Origin of the sequence: Nocardioides sp. YIM 152588, from assembly GCF_040191335.1 — a bacterium.
GTDB lineage: Bacteria > Actinomycetota > Actinomycetes > Propionibacteriales > Nocardioidaceae > Nocardioides.
This window is the reverse complement of the sequence record NZ_JBEGDJ010000010.1, coordinates 1-17917: the sequence shown is the minus strand read 5'-3', so window position 1 is coordinate 17917 and position 17917 is coordinate 1. Positions and strand designations below refer to the sequence as shown.

Below are 17917 nucleotides of genomic sequence, written 5' to 3'. Positions count from 1 at the left end.
CGCCGACCGTTCGTCGACTGTTCGCAGTCATTTCCCTCACCGACCGCCCGGGGCCGTTCTGGCCCCGGGCGGTCGTGCGTCCGGAGAGTGGGACGGCCTCTGACCTGGGAGTTCGGTGCCTTGGGAACGGGGGTTTTGCACCTCGAAAACCGAACTCCCGAGCACTTGATCGATCCAACTGTGGCATGGGTCACATAGGCCCATTTCGGTTCCCTGGGGATGTGCCAACGCCGCGCGGGGGGTGCCATGGTGAACCCCCTGGACGACGGCGTCCGACGTGCAGACGTGAGTGCTGGCGCGGGCGGCCGACACCTCCGGCGTGAGGTAGTTTGCCCCCACCTCCGAACTGATCGAAAGGCTGACAGGCATGGTGGATCTGGAGCGGGTTCTGGACGAGTCGGGGCTGACGAACCCCAGTGTCCGGGAATACGTGGCGCACTGGGCGGGGGTGACCGGAGCGGCGCGGGTCGAGGTCGTATCGGCCGCCGACGACGCTCGCCTCATCGCGGAGGCCCTGGACGACGGCGAGCTGCTGCCGGCCGGTGAGGGTCGCTACTACTCGCGGTCCTTCTACAAGGACACGGCGCGCGCTGAGGAGCGCACGATCGTCGCGACCAGCGACGAGGCGGACAAGGGCATCTACAACAACTGGAAGCCCGCCGCGGAGATGAAGCCGAAGCTCGTCGAGCTGATGACCGGCGCCTCCGAGGGCAAGACGATGTACGTGATCCCCTACCTGATGGCGCCGCAGGGCTCGCCGATGGAGAAGTTCGCGGCCGGTGTCGAGCTGACCGACAACCGCAACGTCGTGCTCCAGATGATCCGCATGGCGCGGGTCGGCGTGGAGTTCATCAACGACCTGGGCGACTCGTTCGTCCGCGCCGTGCACGTCACCGGCGACCTGGAGAACCTCGGCCAGGGCACCCCGGACGACAAGCGCTACTTCGTGACCGTCGCCGACGAGCGCACGATCCTGCACTTCGGCTCCTCCTACGGCGGCAACGCGCTACTCGGCAAGATCGCCCACGGTCTGCGCCAGGGTGCCTACGACGGCTGGAAGAACGGCTTCCTGGTGGAGCAGTTCATGCTGCTCGGCATCACCGACAAGGAGACCGGCGCGAAGTACAACATCTGCGGCGGCTTCCCGAGCGCCTCGGGCAAGACCAACCTCGCGATGACGCTGGCCCCCGACGCGCTCGGCGACCGGTACTACGTCGAGTTCTACGGCGACGACATCGCGTGGCTGTGGGTCGGCGAGGACGGCAAGCTCTACGGGATGAACCCGGAGTACGGCGTCTTCGGTGTCGCCAAGGACACCAACGAGAAGACCAACCCGACCGCGATCGACTCGATCGTCCCGGGCACCGGCGCGATCTTCACCAACGTCGCCTACAACACCAAGACCCAGGATGTCTGGTGGGAGGGTCGCGGCGACAAGCCGACCGACCTCGACGGCTGGACCGACTGGAAGGGCGACGTCATCGCCGACCGGACCGGCGACGAGGTGGACGCCCCCTGGGCCCACCCGAACAGCCGGTTCACCACCACCCTGGCCAACGTCCCGAACGTCGCCGACGACTTCGAGGACCCGGCCGGCGTCGAGATCCACGGCATCATCTTCGGTGGCCGCACCCGCGACCGCGAGCCGCTGGTGCGCGCGATCAACGACGTCGCCGAGGGCGTGTACGACGGCCTCACCCTGGGTGCGGAGGCGACCGCGGCCGCCGACGGCCTCGAGGGCGTGCTCCGTTACGACCCCATGTCGATGCGGCCGTTCATGTCCTACTCCGAGGCCGACTACGCCGCCCACTGGCTGGAGGTGATCGGCCGGGCCACGACCAAGCCGATCTTCGCCCACGTCAACTGGTTCCAGCGCGGCGACGACGGCCGCTTCCTGTGGCCTGGCTACCGCGAGAACCTGCGCCCGCTGGTCTGGCTGATGCAGTACAAGAACGGCGAGGTCACCGGCGTGGAGACCCCCGTCGGCGTCATCCCGGCCCGCGAGGAGCTCAACCTCGAGGGCCTGGACGAGCAGGCCCTGGCCGACCTCGACACGGTGCTCACCATCGACGTCGAGCGCTGGCAGCAGGAGATGGGTCACCGCGAGAAGCACCTGGCCCAGTTCGACGGCCTGCCCGAGGCGATCTGGGAGGCCCACCGCCGCGTCGAGGACGACCTCAACAAGGCCTGATCCGCCGAACCGGGGCTCAGGCCCCACCGAACAGGGGCTCAGGCCCCGTCGAACCGGCACTTGCGCACGGCCGAGCCGGCAGTTGCTCCACGGAGCTCCTGCCGGCTCGGCCGTTTTCGCGCGAGTCGGCAGAAACTTTCTGCCGACTCGGCACTCGGTTCGTCAGTTCCTGCCGGCTCGGCATGCCTAGAGTCCGAGGCATGCGCGCCGTCGTGTGTCACCGGGCCGAGCTCACCGTCGAGGACGTCCCGGACCGGGGTCCGGAGCGGGGCCAGGTCCTGGTCGAGGTCGAGCGCTGCGGCATCTGCGGCTCAGACCTGCACGCCCGCACCTCCTGCGACGAGACCGCCGCGGACGTCGCCGAGCTCGGGTACGACGACTTCATGCGCTCCGACCAGCGGGTCGTGATGGGGCACGAGTTCGTCGGCACCGTGCTGGACTACGGTCCCGGCTCGCGCAGGCCGTGGCCGGTCGGCGCCCGCGTCGTCTCGCTGCCGGTGCTGGCGACCGCGTCGGACGGCGTCCAGCTCACCGGGCTCAGCGAGAAGGCGCCCGGCGGGTACGCCGAGCGGGTGCTGGTCACCGAGGCGATGACGATGCCGGTGCCGGACGGGCTCGACGCCGACGCCGCGGCGCTGACCGAGCCGCTGGCGGTGGCGCTGCACGCCGTACGGAAGGGCGAGGTCGGGGCGCGGGACACCGCGGTGGTGATCGGCTGCGGGCCGATCGGGCTGGCGGTGATCGCGATGCTCAAGGCCAGCGGCGTGCGGCACGTCGTCGCCAGCGACTACTCGCCGGGCCGCCGCGCGCTGGCCGAGCGGTGCGGGGCGGACGTGGTGGTCGACCCGGCCACCGAGTCACCGTGGTCGGGCTTCGCGGAGTCGCGCTACCTGACCGACCCGGCCGCCCTGATGGAGACCGGGCTGGAGGCGCTGGAGAAGCTGCGCCGGGTCCCGCTGCTGCCCTGGTGGCACGTGATCCGGGCGGCGGAGAAGGCCGGCGCCTCGCCGCGCGGCCCGGTGGTCTTCGAGTGCGTGGGGATGCCCGGCGTGATCGAGCACATCATCTCCTCGACCCCGCTGCTCAGCCGCGTGGTCGTGGTCGGCGTCTGCATGGGCGCGGACAGCTTCCGCCCGTCGATAGCGATCAACAAGGAGATCGAGCTGCGGTTCGCCTTCGCCTACGACCCCAGCGAGTTCCACCAGACGCTGCGCTGGATCGCCTCGGGCAAGGTCGACGTCTCCCCGTTCGTCACCGGCACCGTCGGGCTCGACGGCGTGGCCGGGGCGTTCGCCGACCTCGCCGACCCCGAGCGGCACGCGAAGATCCTGGTCGACCCGCGCGTCTGAGTGGGTCGGGGGCGAAGCCGCGCCGGTCTCGTCCGCCCCGTGCGTCACAGCGGACAGGCACTTCGGTCGCTTGACGGGCGTTGCAATGCCTGTCAAGCGACCGAATCACCGGTCGACCGGTGATTCCGACGTCCTCACGCCAGCGCCACCAGCTCGTGCAACGTCGAGCCGGTCTCCACCCTGGTCGTCCCGTTCATGGTCACCCGCAGCTCGAAGTCCGAGAGGAACCGGAAGTAGCCGGGGTGTCCGACCAGCCGGTGGATCAGGGGCTTCAGCAGCGCGCCGCCGACCCGCGTCCCCACGACGGGGACGTCGTCGAGCAGGTCGTGCCCGTGGATCACCTCCCGTACGTCGAGGCGCAGGTCGACCCGCGCGTCGGTGACGCCGTCCCCGCTGGCCTCGCTCTCCAGCCGCAGCCAGGTCGGGTACTCGCGGCGGGCGTCGGCGTCGTACGCCGTCGGTCCCTCGGTCAGGGCGACCTCGCCGGTGCTGAGCACGACCCGGTCGCCGACGGCGAGCATCAGCGGGCGGGACTCGTGGTGGTCGAACCGGCGCTGGGTGCGCACGGTCGCGTAGATCAGGGAGAGGTCGTCGGTGTAGAGGCGGCCCCAGTGCCACCGCTCGATGATCCGGGGCATGTTGCCGACGCCCCAGTTGTGGTCGTGGTAGCCGGTGCCGCGGGCCTCGACCCGCCAGCCGTCGATCGTCACCGCCCCGGTGACGGTGGCCCGCGGCGCGGGGACCACCCAGCCGAAGAAGTCGCGATCGCCGTACCGGGTCCAGCCCTGGCCGGGCATCCACGACGGCACGGTCGCGGTGAACGTGAGGTCCAGCTCGACGCCGCCCTCGTTCACCCGCAGCCGGTGCACCGGCAGCGCGCCCGGCCGGTCGACGTCCGCCGCCGGCGAGACCAGCTCGGCGGTGTTGTGCGCGACCCGGGCCCGGCACCGGTCGGTGGCGGCCTCGAACGCCATGTGCGGGTAGTGCCGGATCACCTGCCGGCGGGTGCCGTCGGGGAAGTAGACCACGACCTCCACCACGGGCCTGCTGCCCGGCGGCTCCTCGGGCCGGCGCTTCTGCAGGAAGGCGACCACGGTGTGGCCGGACTCCAGGCGGGCGTCGAAGTACCAGTGCTCGAACGCCCAGCGGTCCTCGGACGGGTGCAGCGCGTTGTCCGCGGGGCGGACCAGCGTGGCCTTGCCGTCCTTGGCGCCGGGGCCGTTCCAGCCGTCGACGATCTCGATGCTCATGGGTCTCCTCGGGAGCGGAGGGAGTGGTCAGCGCCGCAGTGCGCTGCTGGCGTCGAATTCGGCCTCGCGGCCGTCCATCTGAGCGGCGTGCCAGCCGCGCCGGTGCCGATCCATCGCCGCGGCGTGCACGCCGCCGAGGCCGGGGACGCGGCGGACCAGCTCGACGGCGGTCATCAGCGGCCAGCGGGCGGCGATGATGAGGATCCACGGGAACGCCGGCGGCATGTCGTACAGGCGCCGGGTCGACGGCGCCATCCACAGCGCGCAGTAGGCGGAGTAGATCCGGTGGTTGTACGCCGCCCGCAGGCGCTTCAGCCCGCGCTGGCCCTCCCGCGGCGCGAACGCCGCCGGGAAGGACTCGATCAGCTCCTTGCCGGCCGGGCCGGAGTCGTAGCTGCGCGCGGCGGTGCTCATCGCCAGCACCTGGAGCTGCTCGACGATCGTGGTCGGCGCCCACCGCGGCTTCACCCCGAGCAGGTGGCCCATGTAGCGGTTGAAGTGGATCAGCGCCCGCATCTCCTTGGGCGTCGTCTGCACGCCGGCCAGCCAGAGCATCAGCGCGGGCGCCACCGCGCCGCCGATCTGCGTCATCTGCTCGTAGGTCTGGCTGATCGGCAGCCCCCACGCGTCGTGGTCCCACTCGGGGTGGTCGCCGACCCGCTTGCGGACCGCCACGTGCATGACCCGCACCTGCATCGCGGTCTTGCGCGCCTGCGACCGGGGCTCGAACAGCTGGCCCGGCTCGGAGACGTCGATCCAGAACTTCGAGGTCTCCAGGAAGCGCCGCAGCGCGTTGTCCCCGGCGTACCCGCCGGCCAGCGAGAGCGGCATCGCGACGGCGCCCTCGGTGTAGATCTCCAGCGTGATCGCGCCGGCGACGCTGAACAGCATCGTGCCCCAGCGGCGCCAGACCGCGGCGCCCGCCTCGACCAGGTCGCGGTCGACCCAGTCCGGCACGGTCTCCAGCTCGGCGAAGAGCGCCCGCATCGACTCCGGCGCCTCGGGCACGGCGTCGACGCCGTGGTCCAGCGCCCGGTCGAGCAGCTGCCGGCCGCGGCGGTGGCCGATCTCGCCGAAGAAGACGTCGGCGACGAACCGCTCCGCGACGGGGTCGCCGGCGAACTGGTCCTCGCACAGCATCCGGGCCTGCTCGTCGGTGGGGAACAGGTCGTGGCCGGTCAGCCGCCGGAAGGCGCGGCGGCGGCGCTGCCAGTGGGGCAGGTCCTTGCGCTCCCAGTACTTGAACCGGGTCGGGCAGGCACCGGCGGCGGGGCCGCCGGGCACCGCGGTCAGGGGTTCGGTGGCGGTCATCGCGGGCGCACCACCCGCAGCGGCAGCATCATGTCGTGGTCCTCGTGATCGATCATGTGGCAGTGCCACAGGTACCCGCGGACCTTGCCGCCGCGGGTGGCGGCGCCGCCGGGCTCCATCGCGTGCGCGGCACCGTCGCCGTGCCCGCCATCCGTCTCGCCGGTCGTCTCGCCGGTCATCGCGGCGGCGAGCTCCGCCCGGGCGGTCGGGGTCTGGGGGAGGTAGGGGCGGTCCGGCTGGAAACCGAGCTCCTCGGCGGTCGGCCAGCGCACCAGGATCCGGGTGATCGACAGGCCGTCGGCGCGGACGGTGTCCTTGGGCCCGGACTCCCACGCCGCCCGCGGCACCGCCGGCCCGTCGGTGAACCGCCCGGCCCGGGGCGTCCAGCGCGTGCCGTTCGGCGGCTTGGGGTGCGCGGTCAGGTAGCGGGAGAGGTCGAGCGGCTGGCGCTCGAGCACCCGGAAGTGGATCAGGTGCAGGTGGATGTTGTGCGGGTCCAGGGTGACGTTGACCAGGTCCCAGACCTCGGTGGAGCCCTCCACCGGCTTCTCGACGTCCGAGGTCGTGAAGCCCAGGTTGTTGAGGCTCATCAGCGCGGGAGGCAGCCGCGCCTCGACGTCCTGGATGATCGTCAGGGTGCGGGTACGGCGGGGGCGCTCCACGCGGGGCAGCCGCCGCGGGAGGCCGGCGCCCCCGCGCAGCCGGGTGGGCACCGGACCGCGGAAGCCGCGGCCGGCGGTGGCCCGGAACCGGCAGAACAGCGGCATCGCCACCGACCCGATGGCCTGCGCCTGGAGCGGCGGCGCCAGGTCGTTGCGCAGCTCGACGGTCTCGCCCGGGGCCAGCGCGGAGAAGTCGACGAGCAGGTCCACCCGCTCGGCCGGGCCCAGCGTGAGGCTGCGGGTCCGGACCGGTGCGTCCAGCAGCCCGCCGTCGTTCCCGATCACCCAGAACCGCATCGAGTCGGAGAAGAAGAGCCGCCAGACGCTGAGCGAGGCGGCGTTGATGACGCGGAACCGGTAGAGGCCGCGGGCCACCGGCAGCTCGGGCCAGACCTTCCCGTTGACCAGCCCCACGTCGCCGACGGCGCCGCCCTCCCACGAGCCCTCGGGGACCACGGGCGTGGAGCGCATGCTCTGCACGCCGCCGTCCCTGAAGGTCTTCTCCTGCAGGATCAGCGGGATCTCGAAGTCGCCGGCCGGCAGCCCGAGCGGGTTGTCGGCGCGGCCGGTGTCGAAGCGGTCGCGGACCAGGTTCATCCCCGCCAGGCCGGCGTACACGTTGAGGCGCGTGGTGCCGAGGGAGTGGTCGTGGTACCAGAGGTGGGTCGCCTCCTGCCGGGTCGGGTACCGGTAGGCGAGGTCCTCCCCGGGCGCCGCGAAGTCCAGCGGGTGGCCGTCGTGGCGCGGCGGGGTGACCCCGCCGTGCAGGTGCGTGGTGGTGCGCGGCCGGGTGCCGAAGTCGGCGCTCACCCCGTGCAGGGAGTGGTCGACGTCGGCGGCGAACGGGTGCTCCCCGAGCCGGTTCCGGGTCCGCAGCCGCCACGGCTGGCCACGGTGGCTGACGAGCGTGGGACCGAGGTAGGTCTGGTCGCCGTAGCCGAACGCCGGCGACTCGTCCCAGTCGGCGTGGAACCGGTGGCTGGTGGTGCGCGCGGCCAGCGTGACGTCGGTGCTGTCGATCAGCGGCGGCACCGGCATCCGGTCGCGGAACGGCTCCGCCTCGGGAGAGTAGTAGAGCAGCGGCGACCGGATCCGGCCGCGCGCGGGCGCGGCGTCGGCCGCGTTCAGCATCCACGCGGCGCCCACGGCGCCGCCGGCCGCCAGCGCGGCCCGTCTGGTGAAGACCCCCATGTCGTCCCCTCACAGAGCCCGCGCCGCCCCCATGAGCGGCGCTGGTCCCGCGTGAGCGTAGTCACGTCGGCCGAGCAGTTGCTTGGTTTCCGCCCGGGGTCTCACATTCTGACAGGGCATCCTGTCAGTTTGACCTCGGTGGTTGAGGTGCGAGGCGCCCCAGCGCCGAGCCTCGAAACCACCAGCTCTGACAGCGGTGGTGGTTTCGAGGCTCGCTTCGCTCGCACCTCAACCACCGGGCGCCTCGCACCTCGACCACCGGGCGCCTCGCACCTCGACCACCGGGCGCCTCGCACCTCGACCACCGGGCGCCTCGCACCTCGACCACCGGGCGCATCGCACCTCGACCACCGGGCGCCTCGCACCTCGACCACCGGGCGCATCGCACCTCGACCACCGGGCGCCTCGCACCTCGACCACCGGCGGCTCAGGAGAGGTCGAGCTCCAGCGACTCCGGGGTGTGCAGCCGGACCAGGAAGCGGCGCGCGTGCGCCGGCGCCCGGTCCGCCGTCAGCCGGGAGACCACCGCCATCGTCGCGAAGGCCAGCGGCACGCTCCACGCCGCCGGCTGGTCCAGGAGCGCGCCGCTCCACCCGCTGCCCTCGACGCCGGCGATCGCGAGCACCGCCGCCCCGCCCGCGCCCGCGCCGCCCGCCGCCAACCCGGCCAGCGCGCCGGGGGTGGTCAGGCCGCGCCACCAGATGCCGAGCACCAGCAGCGGGCAGAACGTCGAGGCCGCCACCGCGAAGGCCAGCCCGACCGACCGGGCGATGCCGACGTTCTCCAGCGCCAGCGCCGCCAGCAGCGGCACCGCGACCGCCACCACCGCGGCCAGCCGGAACGCCGTCACCCCGCCGCGCCGCCGCTCGCCGACCAGGCGACCGGTGACGTCCTGGGTGATCACTCCCGACACCGCGATCGCGAGCCCCGAGGAGGTGGACAGGAACGCGGCGAACGCGCCCGCGGTGACCAGCGCGGTCAGCAGCTCGCCCGGCAGGCCGTCCATCATCACCCGCGGCAGCTCCAGCACCAGGACGTTCGACCGGCCCTCCGCCACGAGCCGGTCGCCGTAGACGCGACCCAGGCCGGCGTACACCGGGGGCCAGAGGTAGAAGAGGCCGAGCAGCGCGAGCACCACGACCGTGGTCCGCCGGGCCGCGCGGCCGTCGGGGTTGGTGTAGAAGCGGACCACCACGTGCGGCAGCCCCATCGTGCCGAGGAACAGGGCCATGATGAGGGAGTACGTCGTGTAGAGGCCGATCCCGCCGCCGTCGGCGACCGGCGACGACCAGCCGCCGGGGACCGCCGTGCCCGGGCTCGGGTGGCCGTCGCCCCACCAGACGATCACCAGCACCACCGCGGGGAGCAGGATCGCGGTCAGCTTCAGCCAGTACTGGAAGGCCTGGACGAAGGTGATCGACCGCATCCCGCCGGAGGAGACGTTGGCCAGCACCACCGCGCCGACCACCAGCGGCCCCACCCACTGGGGCGCGCCGATCGCGGCGGCCAGGGTGAGGCCGGCGCCCTCGAACTGCGGCAGCAGGTAGAGCCAGCCGACCGCGACCACCAGCAGCGAGCACGCCGCTCGGACGCCGCGGGAGCCGAGGCGGACCTCGGCGAAGTCGGGCAGCGTGTAGGCGCCGGAGCGGCGCAGCGGTGCCGCGACCAGGACCAGCAGCACCAGGTAGCCGGCGGTCCAGCCGACCGGGTACCAGAGCATCTCCGCGCCGCCGACCAGCAGCAGCCCGGCGATGCCGAGGAACGAGGCGGCCGAGAGGTACTCCCCGCCGATCGCGGAGGCGTTGAGCCGGGGGCGCACCGTCCGGGAGGCGACGAAGAAGTCGCTGGTGGTGCGGGAGAAGCGGAGCCCCCAGGTGCCGATCCCGAGCGTCACCAGGGAGACCAGGACGACCGCCAGGGCCGACACCTGGGCGCCGCTCACCCCTCGTCCTCCGGGTCCTGGCGCTCGCCGCGCCCCGAGAGCACCAGGTCGACGAAGACCCGCTCGTTGCGCTCCACCCGGCGCACGTACCGCCAGCCGAGCAGGAGCAGGAACGGGTAGGCGACGCCGCCGAGCAGGATCCAGGCGAGCCCGATCCCGGCGATCTCCCGCTCGGCGAGGTCGGGCGCCAGCAGGAACAGCAGCGGCAGGGTGCCCAGCGCCAGCGCGACGGCCGCGAGCGTGCGGGCGGCGAGGCCGAACTGCTCCCGCAGCAGCGAGCGCAGGTAGAGGTCGCCCAGCGGCGTCTGGTCGTGGACCTCGCCCAGCCGCGTGCGGGGGCGTGCCACGACGTGCCGGGGCGGCCCCGTCACGCGAACCCGTGCCGGTGGGGTCCGCGGGGGTGTCCGCGCGCGGTCCTCGCTCACGCCCCGCCCGCAGCCCGGCGGACCAGGACGTCGCGCAGCGCGCGGGTGTGGCGCCGGCTCACCGGCAGCTCGGCGCCGGCGACCAGCACCGTGCACCGGCCCGCCTCCTGGCGGACCTCGTCCACGTGCGCGAGCGCCACCAGCAGCGAGCGGTGGATCCGCAGGAACCCGGCGGCCGCCCACTCCTCCTCCAGCGTGGAGAGGGGCACGCGGACCAGGTGGCTCTCGCCGGCGCGGGTGTGCAGCCGTGCGTAGTCGCCCTGCGCCTCGACGTGGGTGATGTCGCCGCGCTCCACGAACCGGGTCACCCCGCCCCGCTCCACCGCGATCTGGGTGTCCTCCGGCGCGGGTCGCCGCTCCCGGCCCGACAGCACCCGGCGGACCGCCTCGGCCAGCCGCTCGGGACGCACCGGCTTGAGCACGTAGTCGATCGCGTGCAGGTCGAACGCCTCCACCGCGTGCTGCTCGTGGGCGGTCACGAAGACCACCGGCGGCGGCTGCTTGAACCGGCCCAGCACCTCGGCCAGCTCCAGGCCCGACAGCCCCGGCATCTGGATGTCGAGGAAGACGCAGTCCACCTCGCTCTCGCGCAGGTAGCGCAGGCCCTCGGTGGCCGAGCCGAAGCCGGCCACCGCGGCCACCCGCGGGTCGTTCTCCAGCAGGTAGGTCAGCTCGTCCAGCGCGGGGCGCTCGTCGTCGACGACCAGGACCCGCAGACGCGGGCCGCCCGCGCCCACGGCCGACGTGCTCAGGCTCGGCTCGCTCACCGCGCACCTCCCACGCTGACCCCGGGCGCGAACTTCGGCACCCGCACGATCACCTTGGTGCCGGCGCCCGGCGCCGTCTCGACGACCAGACCGTACTCGTCACCGAAGGTCGCCCGCAGCCGAGCGTCCACGTTGCCCAGCCCGACCGAGTCCAGCGTGGCGTCGCCGGCCAGCGCGCGTCGTACCTTCTCCGGGTCCTCGCCGGCGCCGTCGTCCTCCACCTCCAGCACCGCCTCCGGGCCGCGGTCGTGGGCCACGATCCGCAGGTGGCCCACCCCCTCGGCGCGCTCCAGGCCGTGCCGGACGGCGTTCTCCACCAGCGGCTGGATGCAGAGGAACGGCACCACCACGGTGAGCACCTCCGGCGCGATGTTGAGGGTGACCTCGAGGCGGTCGCCGAACCGGGCCTGCTCGAGCAGCAGGTAGCGCTCGATCGACCGCAGCTCCTCGGCCAGCGTCGTGTACTCGCCGTGCCGGCGGAAGGAGTAGCGGGTGAAGTCGGCGAACTCCAGCAGCAGGTCCCGGGCCCGGTCCGGGTCGGTGCGCACGAAGCTGGCGATCGCGCCGAGGGAGTTGTAGATGAAGTGGGGGCTGATCTGCGCCCGCAGCGCGCGCACCTCGGCCTCGATCATCCGGTTCCGGTGCGCGTCGAGCTCGGCCAGCTCCAGCTGGCCCGAGACCCACTGCGCCACCTCCTCGGTGGCGCGCAGCAGGCCCGCCGACGTGCTCGGCGCGAACGCCTGGACGGTGCCCAGCACCCGGTCCTCGACCACGAGCGGGCTGACCACCGCCGCGCGCAGCGGGCAGCCCGGCTGGTCGCAGCCGACCTGCGTCCGGTCCAGCGTGCGGGTGGTGCCGCGCTCGGCGGCGGTCACCGCGGCCGCCGCGGCGTGCGCGCTGTGGCGCGAGGCGCCCTGGCCGTCCCACGCCAGAACGCCGGCGGTGTCGGTCAGGGCCAGCGCCGGCGTACCGAGCAGGGCGCGCAGGTGCTTGATCGAGCGCTCCGCGCTGTCGACGGTCAGCCCCGCGCGCAGCGCCGGCGAGGCGAGCGAGGCCTGGTGCAGCGCCCGGAACGCGGCGCGTTCGGCCTCCGAGCCGAGGTGGCCGCGCCTGCGACCCCAGAACCGCACCGGCGTCCGCCCGCGCTCAGCGGAAGTCGATCAGGAGCATGCCGGAGTCGTCGTCCGTGGGCGGCTCGGTGATCCCCGGGATCTGCGTGGCCGCGTGGCTCCCGGTGTCCTCGACCGCGGACCGCTCCGCGGTCGCGTCGCGCTCGTCGTACCCCTCGTCGTGCTCGGCCGCGGGGCCCGTGAGGGGCTGCGTCAGCTCCGGCTCCGGCTTCGCCGTCCGCGGCCGGATGCCGACGACGGCGCGGTAGCACCGGGTCAGGTACGGCAGCTGCATCCCGTCCATGCCCCGGCCGAAGTCGTCGTAGAACGCGACCACCTCGGCGACCAGCGCGTCCCGCTCCGCGGCGGGCAGCACGGCGACGTTGGAGCGGGAGAGGACCAGGTCCTGGATGCTGACCCGGTCCACGACCTGCCAGTGCTTGAAGGTCGCCTCCTCGACGGGGCCGAAGTACGGCGAGTCCTCCAGCGCCTGGTCGGGGCCGGAGCCGGTGACGTCCTGGCGGCCGATCAGCCGGCCGAGGCGCTTCACCCACGGGATCCGCTCGTCGCGGACGTTCCAGACCAGCGCCAGCTGGCCGCCGCGCTTGAGCACCCGGGCGATCTCCGGGAGGGCCTTCTCCTTGTCGAACCAGTGGTAGGCCTGCGCCGCGATCACCAGGTCGTAGGTGGCGTCCGCGGCCGGGATCTCCTCCGCCGAGGTCTGCGAGAGCCGGGTCACCGAGACGCTGCGGGCCAGCCGGTCCAGCATCGCCGGGTCCGGGTCGGTGGCGTGCACGTCGTGGCCGAGGTCGACCAGCGCCTGGGTGAGCTTGCCGGTGCCGGCGCCGAGCTCGAGGATCGTCAGCGGCTCGTCGCCGGTCAGCCACCGCACCGCGTCCACCGGGTAGCCCGGGCGCGCCCGCTCGTAGGCATCCACGACCCCACCGAAGGACCGGGCCGGGTCGGGGGCGTCGGCAGCGTCGGCGTGCGGGGCGGGCTCGTGCGGTGCGTCGGACATCGTAGGAACCACCGTAGTCGCTCCCCGGGCGGTTGCCGGGTAGCGCGCGGGCCGTGTTCGCGCGGTCCGCGTTCGTGCCCTCGGCGGCCCGGTCGTAGGGTCGGGGCCGTGAACGCGGACCCGTTGGCCTGGCTGCTCTCGCTCGAGGGGGTCCCCTCGGCCTTCGCCTCGGCCCGCGACGGCATCGACGTGGTGCTGCGCGACCGGGGCCTGCGGCGTACCTCCCCGGAGACGACGGCGGAGTCGCTGCTGCGCGGCGCCCACGCCTCGGCGGTGCTGGAGGGGTCGGCCTCCTCGCTGGCCGAGGTCCGGGACGGGACCGCGGACGAGATCGCGCGCGACGCGGTCCGCGTCTCCACCGAGCTGCTCGCCCTGATGCCGGTGATCCGCACCCAGCCGCTCCAGGCGCTGGCCCGGCTGCACGCGGTGGCCGCCCAGGGCTCGCTGCCCGCCGACCTGCTGGGCCGACCCCGCGACGCCGAGGCGGCGACCACGCTGCGGGCGCTGGCGGCCCTGGTCACCGCCCGCACCGACGCCCCCGCGCTGGCCGTGGCCGCGATCGTCCACGCCGACCTGGCCACGTCCGCGCCCTTCGGCTCCCACAACGGCATCGTCGCCCGCGCCGCCGAGCGGCTGCTGCTGGCGGCCCGCGGGGTCGACGAGAAGTCGCTGGTGGTCCCCGAGGCGGGCCACCTGGCGCTGCGGGCCGAGTACGAGTCGAACCTGCGGGGCTGGGCGAGCGGGTCGCAGGCGGGCCGGCACGCCTGGCTGCTGTACGCCGCCGAGGCGTTCAGTGCGGCTGCCGAGGCGAGTCCGTTGCGGCGGGCGGCTGAGTGAGGGTGCGGAATCGGTGAGGGGGCGGAATCACCGGTCGACCGGTGATTCCCGCGCTTGACAGGCGTTGCAATGGCCGTCAAGCGACTGAACTCCCTGTCAAGTGGGACGGCTGAGGCGTGTGAGGTACACGACCGAGCCGCCCGGCGCCGCGCAACCACCCGGACATGCAGGTGGCACCCGAGGATCGTGTGCCGCTCGGATGCCACCGCTACACGCGGAGCGGCCGGCTACCAGGCGTGCATCATCAATTGCTACCCGGGGAGGTTCCCGCAAGGTCAGCGCCCAATTCAGAAGGGTGGATCGCCGCGTGGGTACCGGTGTCCGCGTGTTGTTCTGTAGTTCTCCCCGTCCTTTCTACGCCGACCGGCCGCCACCTTCAAGACTTGTCTTTTCGGCCGCCGCAGCGGAGTCTTAGTGGTTGCGGGCGGCCGTCACGACGGCCCCCGTTTCTCGCGTTTGCGCAGGTCAGGCGCCGAGTGAGCGGTTGCGGCGCACGCCTGCCCAGACGGCCGCGCCGACCGCGAACACCCCGCCCACCGCGAGCGCGGCCAGGGTCGGCTTGGGCGGCGGGAGCGGCACCCGACTGCGCAGCGCGACCGGCTTGTTGAAGTCGAGCACCGGCCACTCGTTGCCCTCGGCGACCTTGCGGAGCTCCTTGTCCGGGTTGACCGCGTGCGGGTGCCCGACGGCCTCGAGCATCGGTACGTCGGTCACCGAGTCGCTGTAGCCGTAGCTGGCCTCGAGGTCGTACCCGCGCCGCTCCGCCAGCGCGCGGATCGCGGTCGCCTTCTCCTCGGCGAACGCGTAGTACTCGATCCCGCCGGTGTAGCGCCCGTCCTCGATCTCCAGCCGGGTGGCGACGACCTCGTTGGCGCCCAGGAGGGCGCCGATCGGCTCGACGACCTCGCTGCCGGAGGTGGAGACGATGACGACGTCGCGCCCCGCGGCGCGGTGCTCGGCGATCAGCTCGACCGCCTCGTCGTACACGATCGGGTCGACGACGTTGTGCAGCGTCTCGGCGACGATCTCGCGCACCGTCGCCACGTCCCAGCCGGCGCACAGGCTCGACATGAACTGGCGCATCCGCTCGACCTGGTCGTGGTCGGCGCCACCCACCATGAAGACGAACTGCGCGTACGCCGAGCGCAGCACGGCGCGCCGCGAGATCAGGCCGCCCGCCTGGAAGGGCTTGCTGAAGGCGAGCACGCTCGACTTGGCGATGATCGTCTTGTCGAGGTCGAAGAACGCGGCCGAACGGTCCGCCGCCGGAGGCATGCCGCCATGGTAGCCACGCGGTGGGCCGGTTCCCGCTCACAGCCGAGAGTCGGGCCAAAGGTCCTCCACAGGTCTCGACCACCGCGGCCCGAAACCGTCGTTCGGGGTGGAGAACATCCCCATGGACCTCGACCTCGACACCCGTGCCCGCCCCACCGCCGCCGCCCGCCTCCGGCCCGGTCCCGCCACCGACGCGACGGCGGTGCTCGACCCGACCGCGCCGCTCCTGATCACCGCCGACGACAGCCTGCTGGCCGAGCTGCTGCCGCTGGCGGCCGCGGCCGACGTCGCCCCGACCGTGGTGCGCGCGGTCGAGGACGCCCTCGCCCTGTGGACGCGCGCCCCCGTCGTACTGGTCGGCACCGACCTCGCCGGCGACCTCGCCCGGATCGCGCCCGACGGGCGCCCCGAGGTCCACGTCGTCGGCCGCGCGCGGGTGCCCGACCAGGCGTTCCGGCACGCGCTCGCGATCGGCGCGCGCCAGGTCGTCGAGCTGCCGGTCTCGGCGGGCTGGCTGGTGGAGCTGCTGACCGACCTGACCGAGGGCCACCGCAGCCGCGGCCGGGTGGTCGGCGTGATCGGCGGGGCGGGCGGCGCCGGCGCCACCACGCTGGCGTGCGCGCTGGGGCAGTACGCGGCCCGGTACGCCGCCGAGCGGCCCGGCGCCGCCGGGACCGGACCGGGCGAGACCGCCATCATCGACTGCGACCCGCAGGGCCCCGGGCTGGACCGGATCCTCGGACTCGAGCGCAGCGAGGGCTTCCGCTGGGACGCCCTGTGCCACACCACCGGCCGCCTCTCGGCCCGCGCGCTGCGCGAGGCGCTGCCCCGGCGCGACCGGCTCGGCGTGCTCTCCTGGTACGCGGGCGCCGAGCCGCAGAGCCTCCAGGCGTTCGCGGTCCGCGAGGCGCTCTCCGCCGCCCGCCGCGGCCACCGGACCGTGGTCGTCGACCTGCCGCGCGCCGCCGGGCCCCTCATCGACGAGGTCGCCGCTCGCTGCGACCTGCTGGTGCTGCTGGCCCCGGCGACCGTGCCCGGGGTCGCCTCCACCGCGCGACTGCGCGCCCGGTTCGCCGACCACCCCGGCGCCCGGCTGGTGGTCCGCGGCGAGGAATTGCCGGCCCGCGACGTGGCCCGCGTCGTGAAGCTGCCGGTGCTGGCCCAGATGCGCGACCAGCCCGGCCTCGCCGAGGCCCTCGACCTCGGCCTCGGTCCGCTGCGCCACGCCCGCGGCCCGCTCGCCCGCGCGGCGGCGACCGTCCTCGAGGCGGTGCACGGGTGAGCGCCACGGCAGAGGCGCCGACCGACCTCGTCGAGGCGGTGCGGCGCCGGCTCTCCGACGCCCCGGGCCCGATCTCGCCCCACCGGGTCGCGGACGCCCTGCGCGCCGCCGGACGCCCCGTCGGCGACACCACGGTGCTGGCCGTGTACGAGGCGCTGCGCCGCGACGTGCTGGGGGCGGGGCCCCTGGAGCCGCTGCTGCGCCTGCCGGGCGTCACCGACGTGCTGGTCAACGGGCCCGGACCCGTGCTGGTCGACCGCGGGCGCGGGCTGGAGGAGACCGACGTGCGGCTCCGCGACGAGGAGGCGGTACGACGGCTCGCGCAGCGCCTGGTCGCCGCCGGCGGGCGCCGCCTCGACGACGCCGCCCCCTGGGCCGACGTACGGCTGCCCGACGGCACCCGGTGCCACGCCGTGCTGGCGCCGCTGGCCAGCCCCGGCACCGCCCTCTCGCTGCGGGTGCCGCGTCGCGGCGGCTTCACGCTGGCCGAGCTCGCCGGGCGCGGCGCGCTCACCGCGGCCGGCCTGGACCTGGTGGGCGCCGTGGTCGCCCGCCGGCTCGCGTTCCTGGTCAGCGGCGGCACCGGATCGGGCAAGACCACGCTGCTGGCCGCGCTGCTCGCCGGGATCCCCGCCGGCGAGCGGATCGTGGTGGTCGAGGACGCCGCAGAGCTGCGTCCCGCGCACCCGGGCGTCGTGGGGCTGGAGGCCCGGCCGCCGAACCTGGAGGGGGCCGGCGCCGTCGGGCTGCGGGACCTCGTGCGGCAGGCGCTGCGGATGCGGCCGGACCGGCTCGTGGTGGGGGAGGTCCGCGACGCCTCGGTGGTCGACCTGCTGGCCGCACTGAACACCGGACACGAGGGTGGCTGCGGCACGCTGCACGCCAACTCCGCCGCGGACGTGCCGGCGCGCGTGGAGGCCCTGGCGATGAGCGGCGGGCTGGACCGCGCGGCCGTGCACAGCCAGCTCGCCGCGGCCGTCCGGGTGGTGCTGCACCTGGAGCGCGACCGGTCCGGGCGCCGTCGGCTGGCGGAGGTCGCGCTGCTGCGCCGCGACCGGGACGGGTGGGCGCGGGCGGTCACTGCGGTCCGGTTCGCACCGGACGGGACCTCCGCGGCCGGGCCCGGCGCCGACGAGCTGCTGCGCCTGCTCGACGGCGGGCCGGACGGCGTGGGCGGAAGTCCTGGCGGCACCGGGAGCGCGGGGTGAGGGCGCCCGCGGTGCTCGCCGTGGTCGCGGTACTGGCCGCCGCCGGCGCCGCCGGACTGTTGGTGGCGCCGGCCCCGCGGCTCCGGGTCGCGCCGGCCGC

At 74.1% G+C, this 17917-nt stretch carries 14 protein-coding genes; 5 read left to right on the top strand and 9 right to left on the bottom strand.

Annotated elements, in window-relative coordinates:
- The first annotated feature begins 367 nt into the window (after window positions 1-367).
- Complete coding sequence (locus ABLM29_RS07300; RefSeq protein ID WP_349713375.1) at window positions 368-2191, top strand: phosphoenolpyruvate carboxykinase (GTP); 1824 nt, start codon at window positions 368-370, stop codon at window positions 2189-2191.
- 200 nt (window positions 2192-2391) lie between these two features.
- Window positions 2392-3540 (top strand): zinc-binding dehydrogenase, encoded by a 1149-nt coding sequence (locus ABLM29_RS07295; protein WP_349713374.1) that lies wholly within the window; start codon window positions 2392-2394, stop codon window positions 3538-3540.
- Between the two features lie 134 nt (window positions 3541-3674).
- Here ABLM29_RS07295 and ABLM29_RS07290 read toward each other — a convergent pair whose 3' ends face one another.
- The 8 genes from ABLM29_RS07290 to ABLM29_RS07255 all read right to left on the bottom strand — a co-directional run bounded on the left by ABLM29_RS07290 (window position 3675) and on the right by ABLM29_RS07255 (window position 13215).
- Window positions 3675-4790 carry a lipocalin-like domain-containing protein gene (locus ABLM29_RS07290; protein WP_349713373.1) on the bottom strand — a complete coding sequence of 372 codons (1116 nt, stop codon included), beginning with the start codon at window positions 4788-4790 and terminating at the stop codon, window positions 3675-3677.
- Window positions 4791-4817: 27 nt separating this feature from the next.
- Window positions 4818-6101 (bottom strand): oxygenase MpaB family protein, encoded by a 1284-nt coding sequence (locus tag ABLM29_RS07285; RefSeq protein WP_349713371.1) that lies wholly within the window; start codon window positions 6099-6101, stop codon window positions 4818-4820.
- The gene (locus tag ABLM29_RS07280) at window positions 6098-7954 is read right to left on the bottom strand and encodes a multicopper oxidase family protein (protein ID WP_349713370.1); all 1857 of its coding nucleotides are present in this window, start codon (window positions 7952-7954) and stop codon (window positions 6098-6100) included. The genes ABLM29_RS07285 and ABLM29_RS07280 overlap by 4 nt, the downstream gene beginning before the upstream one ends.
- A 427-nt stretch (window positions 7955-8381) precedes the next feature.
- On the bottom strand, window positions 8382-9896 hold the full coding sequence (locus tag ABLM29_RS07275; protein ID WP_349713368.1) for a sodium/solute symporter: 1515 nt from the start codon (window positions 9894-9896) through the stop codon (window positions 8382-8384).
- Window positions 9893-10267, bottom strand: a complete 375-nt coding sequence (locus tag ABLM29_RS07270) for a hypothetical protein (protein WP_349713367.1) — start codon at window positions 10265-10267, stop codon at window positions 9893-9895. Before ABLM29_RS07270 ends, ABLM29_RS07275 begins: the two co-directional genes overlap by 4 nt.
- Before the next feature lie 50 nt (window positions 10268-10317).
- Complete coding sequence (locus tag ABLM29_RS07265) at window positions 10318-11088, bottom strand: LytR/AlgR family response regulator transcription factor (protein ID WP_349713366.1); 771 nt, start codon at window positions 11086-11088, stop codon at window positions 10318-10320.
- Window positions 11085-12218: a sensor histidine kinase gene (locus ABLM29_RS07260; RefSeq protein ID WP_349713364.1), complete on the bottom strand. Its 1134-nt coding sequence runs from the start codon at window positions 12216-12218 to the stop codon at window positions 11085-11087. The genes ABLM29_RS07265 and ABLM29_RS07260 overlap by 4 nt, the downstream gene beginning before the upstream one ends.
- A gap of 16 nt (window positions 12219-12234) precedes the next feature.
- Window positions 12235-13215, bottom strand: a complete 981-nt coding sequence (locus ABLM29_RS07255) for a class I SAM-dependent methyltransferase (RefSeq protein WP_349713363.1) — start codon at window positions 13213-13215, stop codon at window positions 12235-12237.
- Between the two features lie 108 nt (window positions 13216-13323).
- On the opposite strand from ABLM29_RS07255, the gene ABLM29_RS07250 reads away from it, so the two are divergent.
- The gene (locus ABLM29_RS07250; RefSeq protein ID WP_349713361.1) at window positions 13324-14052 is read left to right on the top strand and encodes a Fic family protein; all 729 of its coding nucleotides are present in this window, start codon (window positions 13324-13326) and stop codon (window positions 14050-14052) included.
- Window positions 14053-14517: 465 nt separating this feature from the next.
- On the opposite strand, the gene ABLM29_RS07245 is transcribed toward ABLM29_RS07250, so the two are convergent.
- The gene (locus ABLM29_RS07245) at window positions 14518-15327 is read right to left on the bottom strand and encodes an HAD family hydrolase (protein WP_349713360.1); all 810 of its coding nucleotides are present in this window, start codon (window positions 15325-15327) and stop codon (window positions 14518-14520) included.
- A 106-nt stretch (window positions 15328-15433) separates the two neighbouring features.
- Between ABLM29_RS07245 and ssd the strand changes: the two genes are divergently transcribed.
- Both ssd and ABLM29_RS07235 read left to right on the top strand, forming a co-directional pair.
- Window positions 15434-16609 carry a septum site-determining protein Ssd gene (gene ssd, locus ABLM29_RS07240; RefSeq protein ID WP_349713359.1) on the top strand — a complete coding sequence of 392 codons (1176 nt, stop codon included), beginning with the start codon at window positions 15434-15436 and terminating at the stop codon, window positions 16607-16609.
- Window positions 16606-17817 carry a TadA family conjugal transfer-associated ATPase gene (locus ABLM29_RS07235; RefSeq protein ID WP_349713357.1) on the top strand — a complete coding sequence of 404 codons (1212 nt, stop codon included), beginning with the start codon at window positions 16606-16608 and terminating at the stop codon, window positions 17815-17817. The genes ssd and ABLM29_RS07235 overlap by 4 nt, the downstream gene beginning before the upstream one ends.
- The last annotated feature ends 100 nt before the right edge of the window (window positions 17818-17917 follow it).

Excerpts from the sequence above, each read along its gene's own strand:
- ABLM29_RS07300 (WP_349713375.1), top strand. The coding sequence starts at position 368 with ATGGTGGATCTGGAGCGGGTTCTGGACGAGTCGGGGCTGACGAACCCC.
- ABLM29_RS07295 (WP_349713374.1), top strand. The coding sequence starts at position 2,392 with ATGCGCGCCGTCGTGTGTCACCGGGCCGAGCTCACCGTCGAGGACGTC.
- ABLM29_RS07290 (WP_349713373.1), bottom strand. The coding sequence starts at position 4,790 with ATGAGCATCGAGATCGTCGACGGCTGGAACGGCCCCGGCGCCAAGGAC.
- ABLM29_RS07285 (WP_349713371.1), bottom strand. The coding sequence starts at position 6,101 with ATGACCGCCACCGAACCCCTGACCGCGGTGCCCGGCGGCCCCGCCGCC.
- ABLM29_RS07280 (WP_349713370.1), bottom strand. The coding sequence starts at position 7,954 with ATGGGGGTCTTCACCAGACGGGCCGCGCTGGCGGCCGGCGGCGCCGTG.
- ABLM29_RS07255 (WP_349713363.1), bottom strand. The coding sequence starts at position 13,215 with ATGTCCGACGCACCGCACGAGCCCGCCCCGCACGCCGACGCTGCCGAC.
- ABLM29_RS07245 (WP_349713360.1), bottom strand. The coding sequence starts at position 15,327 with ATGCCTCCGGCGGCGGACCGTTCGGCCGCGTTCTTCGACCTCGACAAG.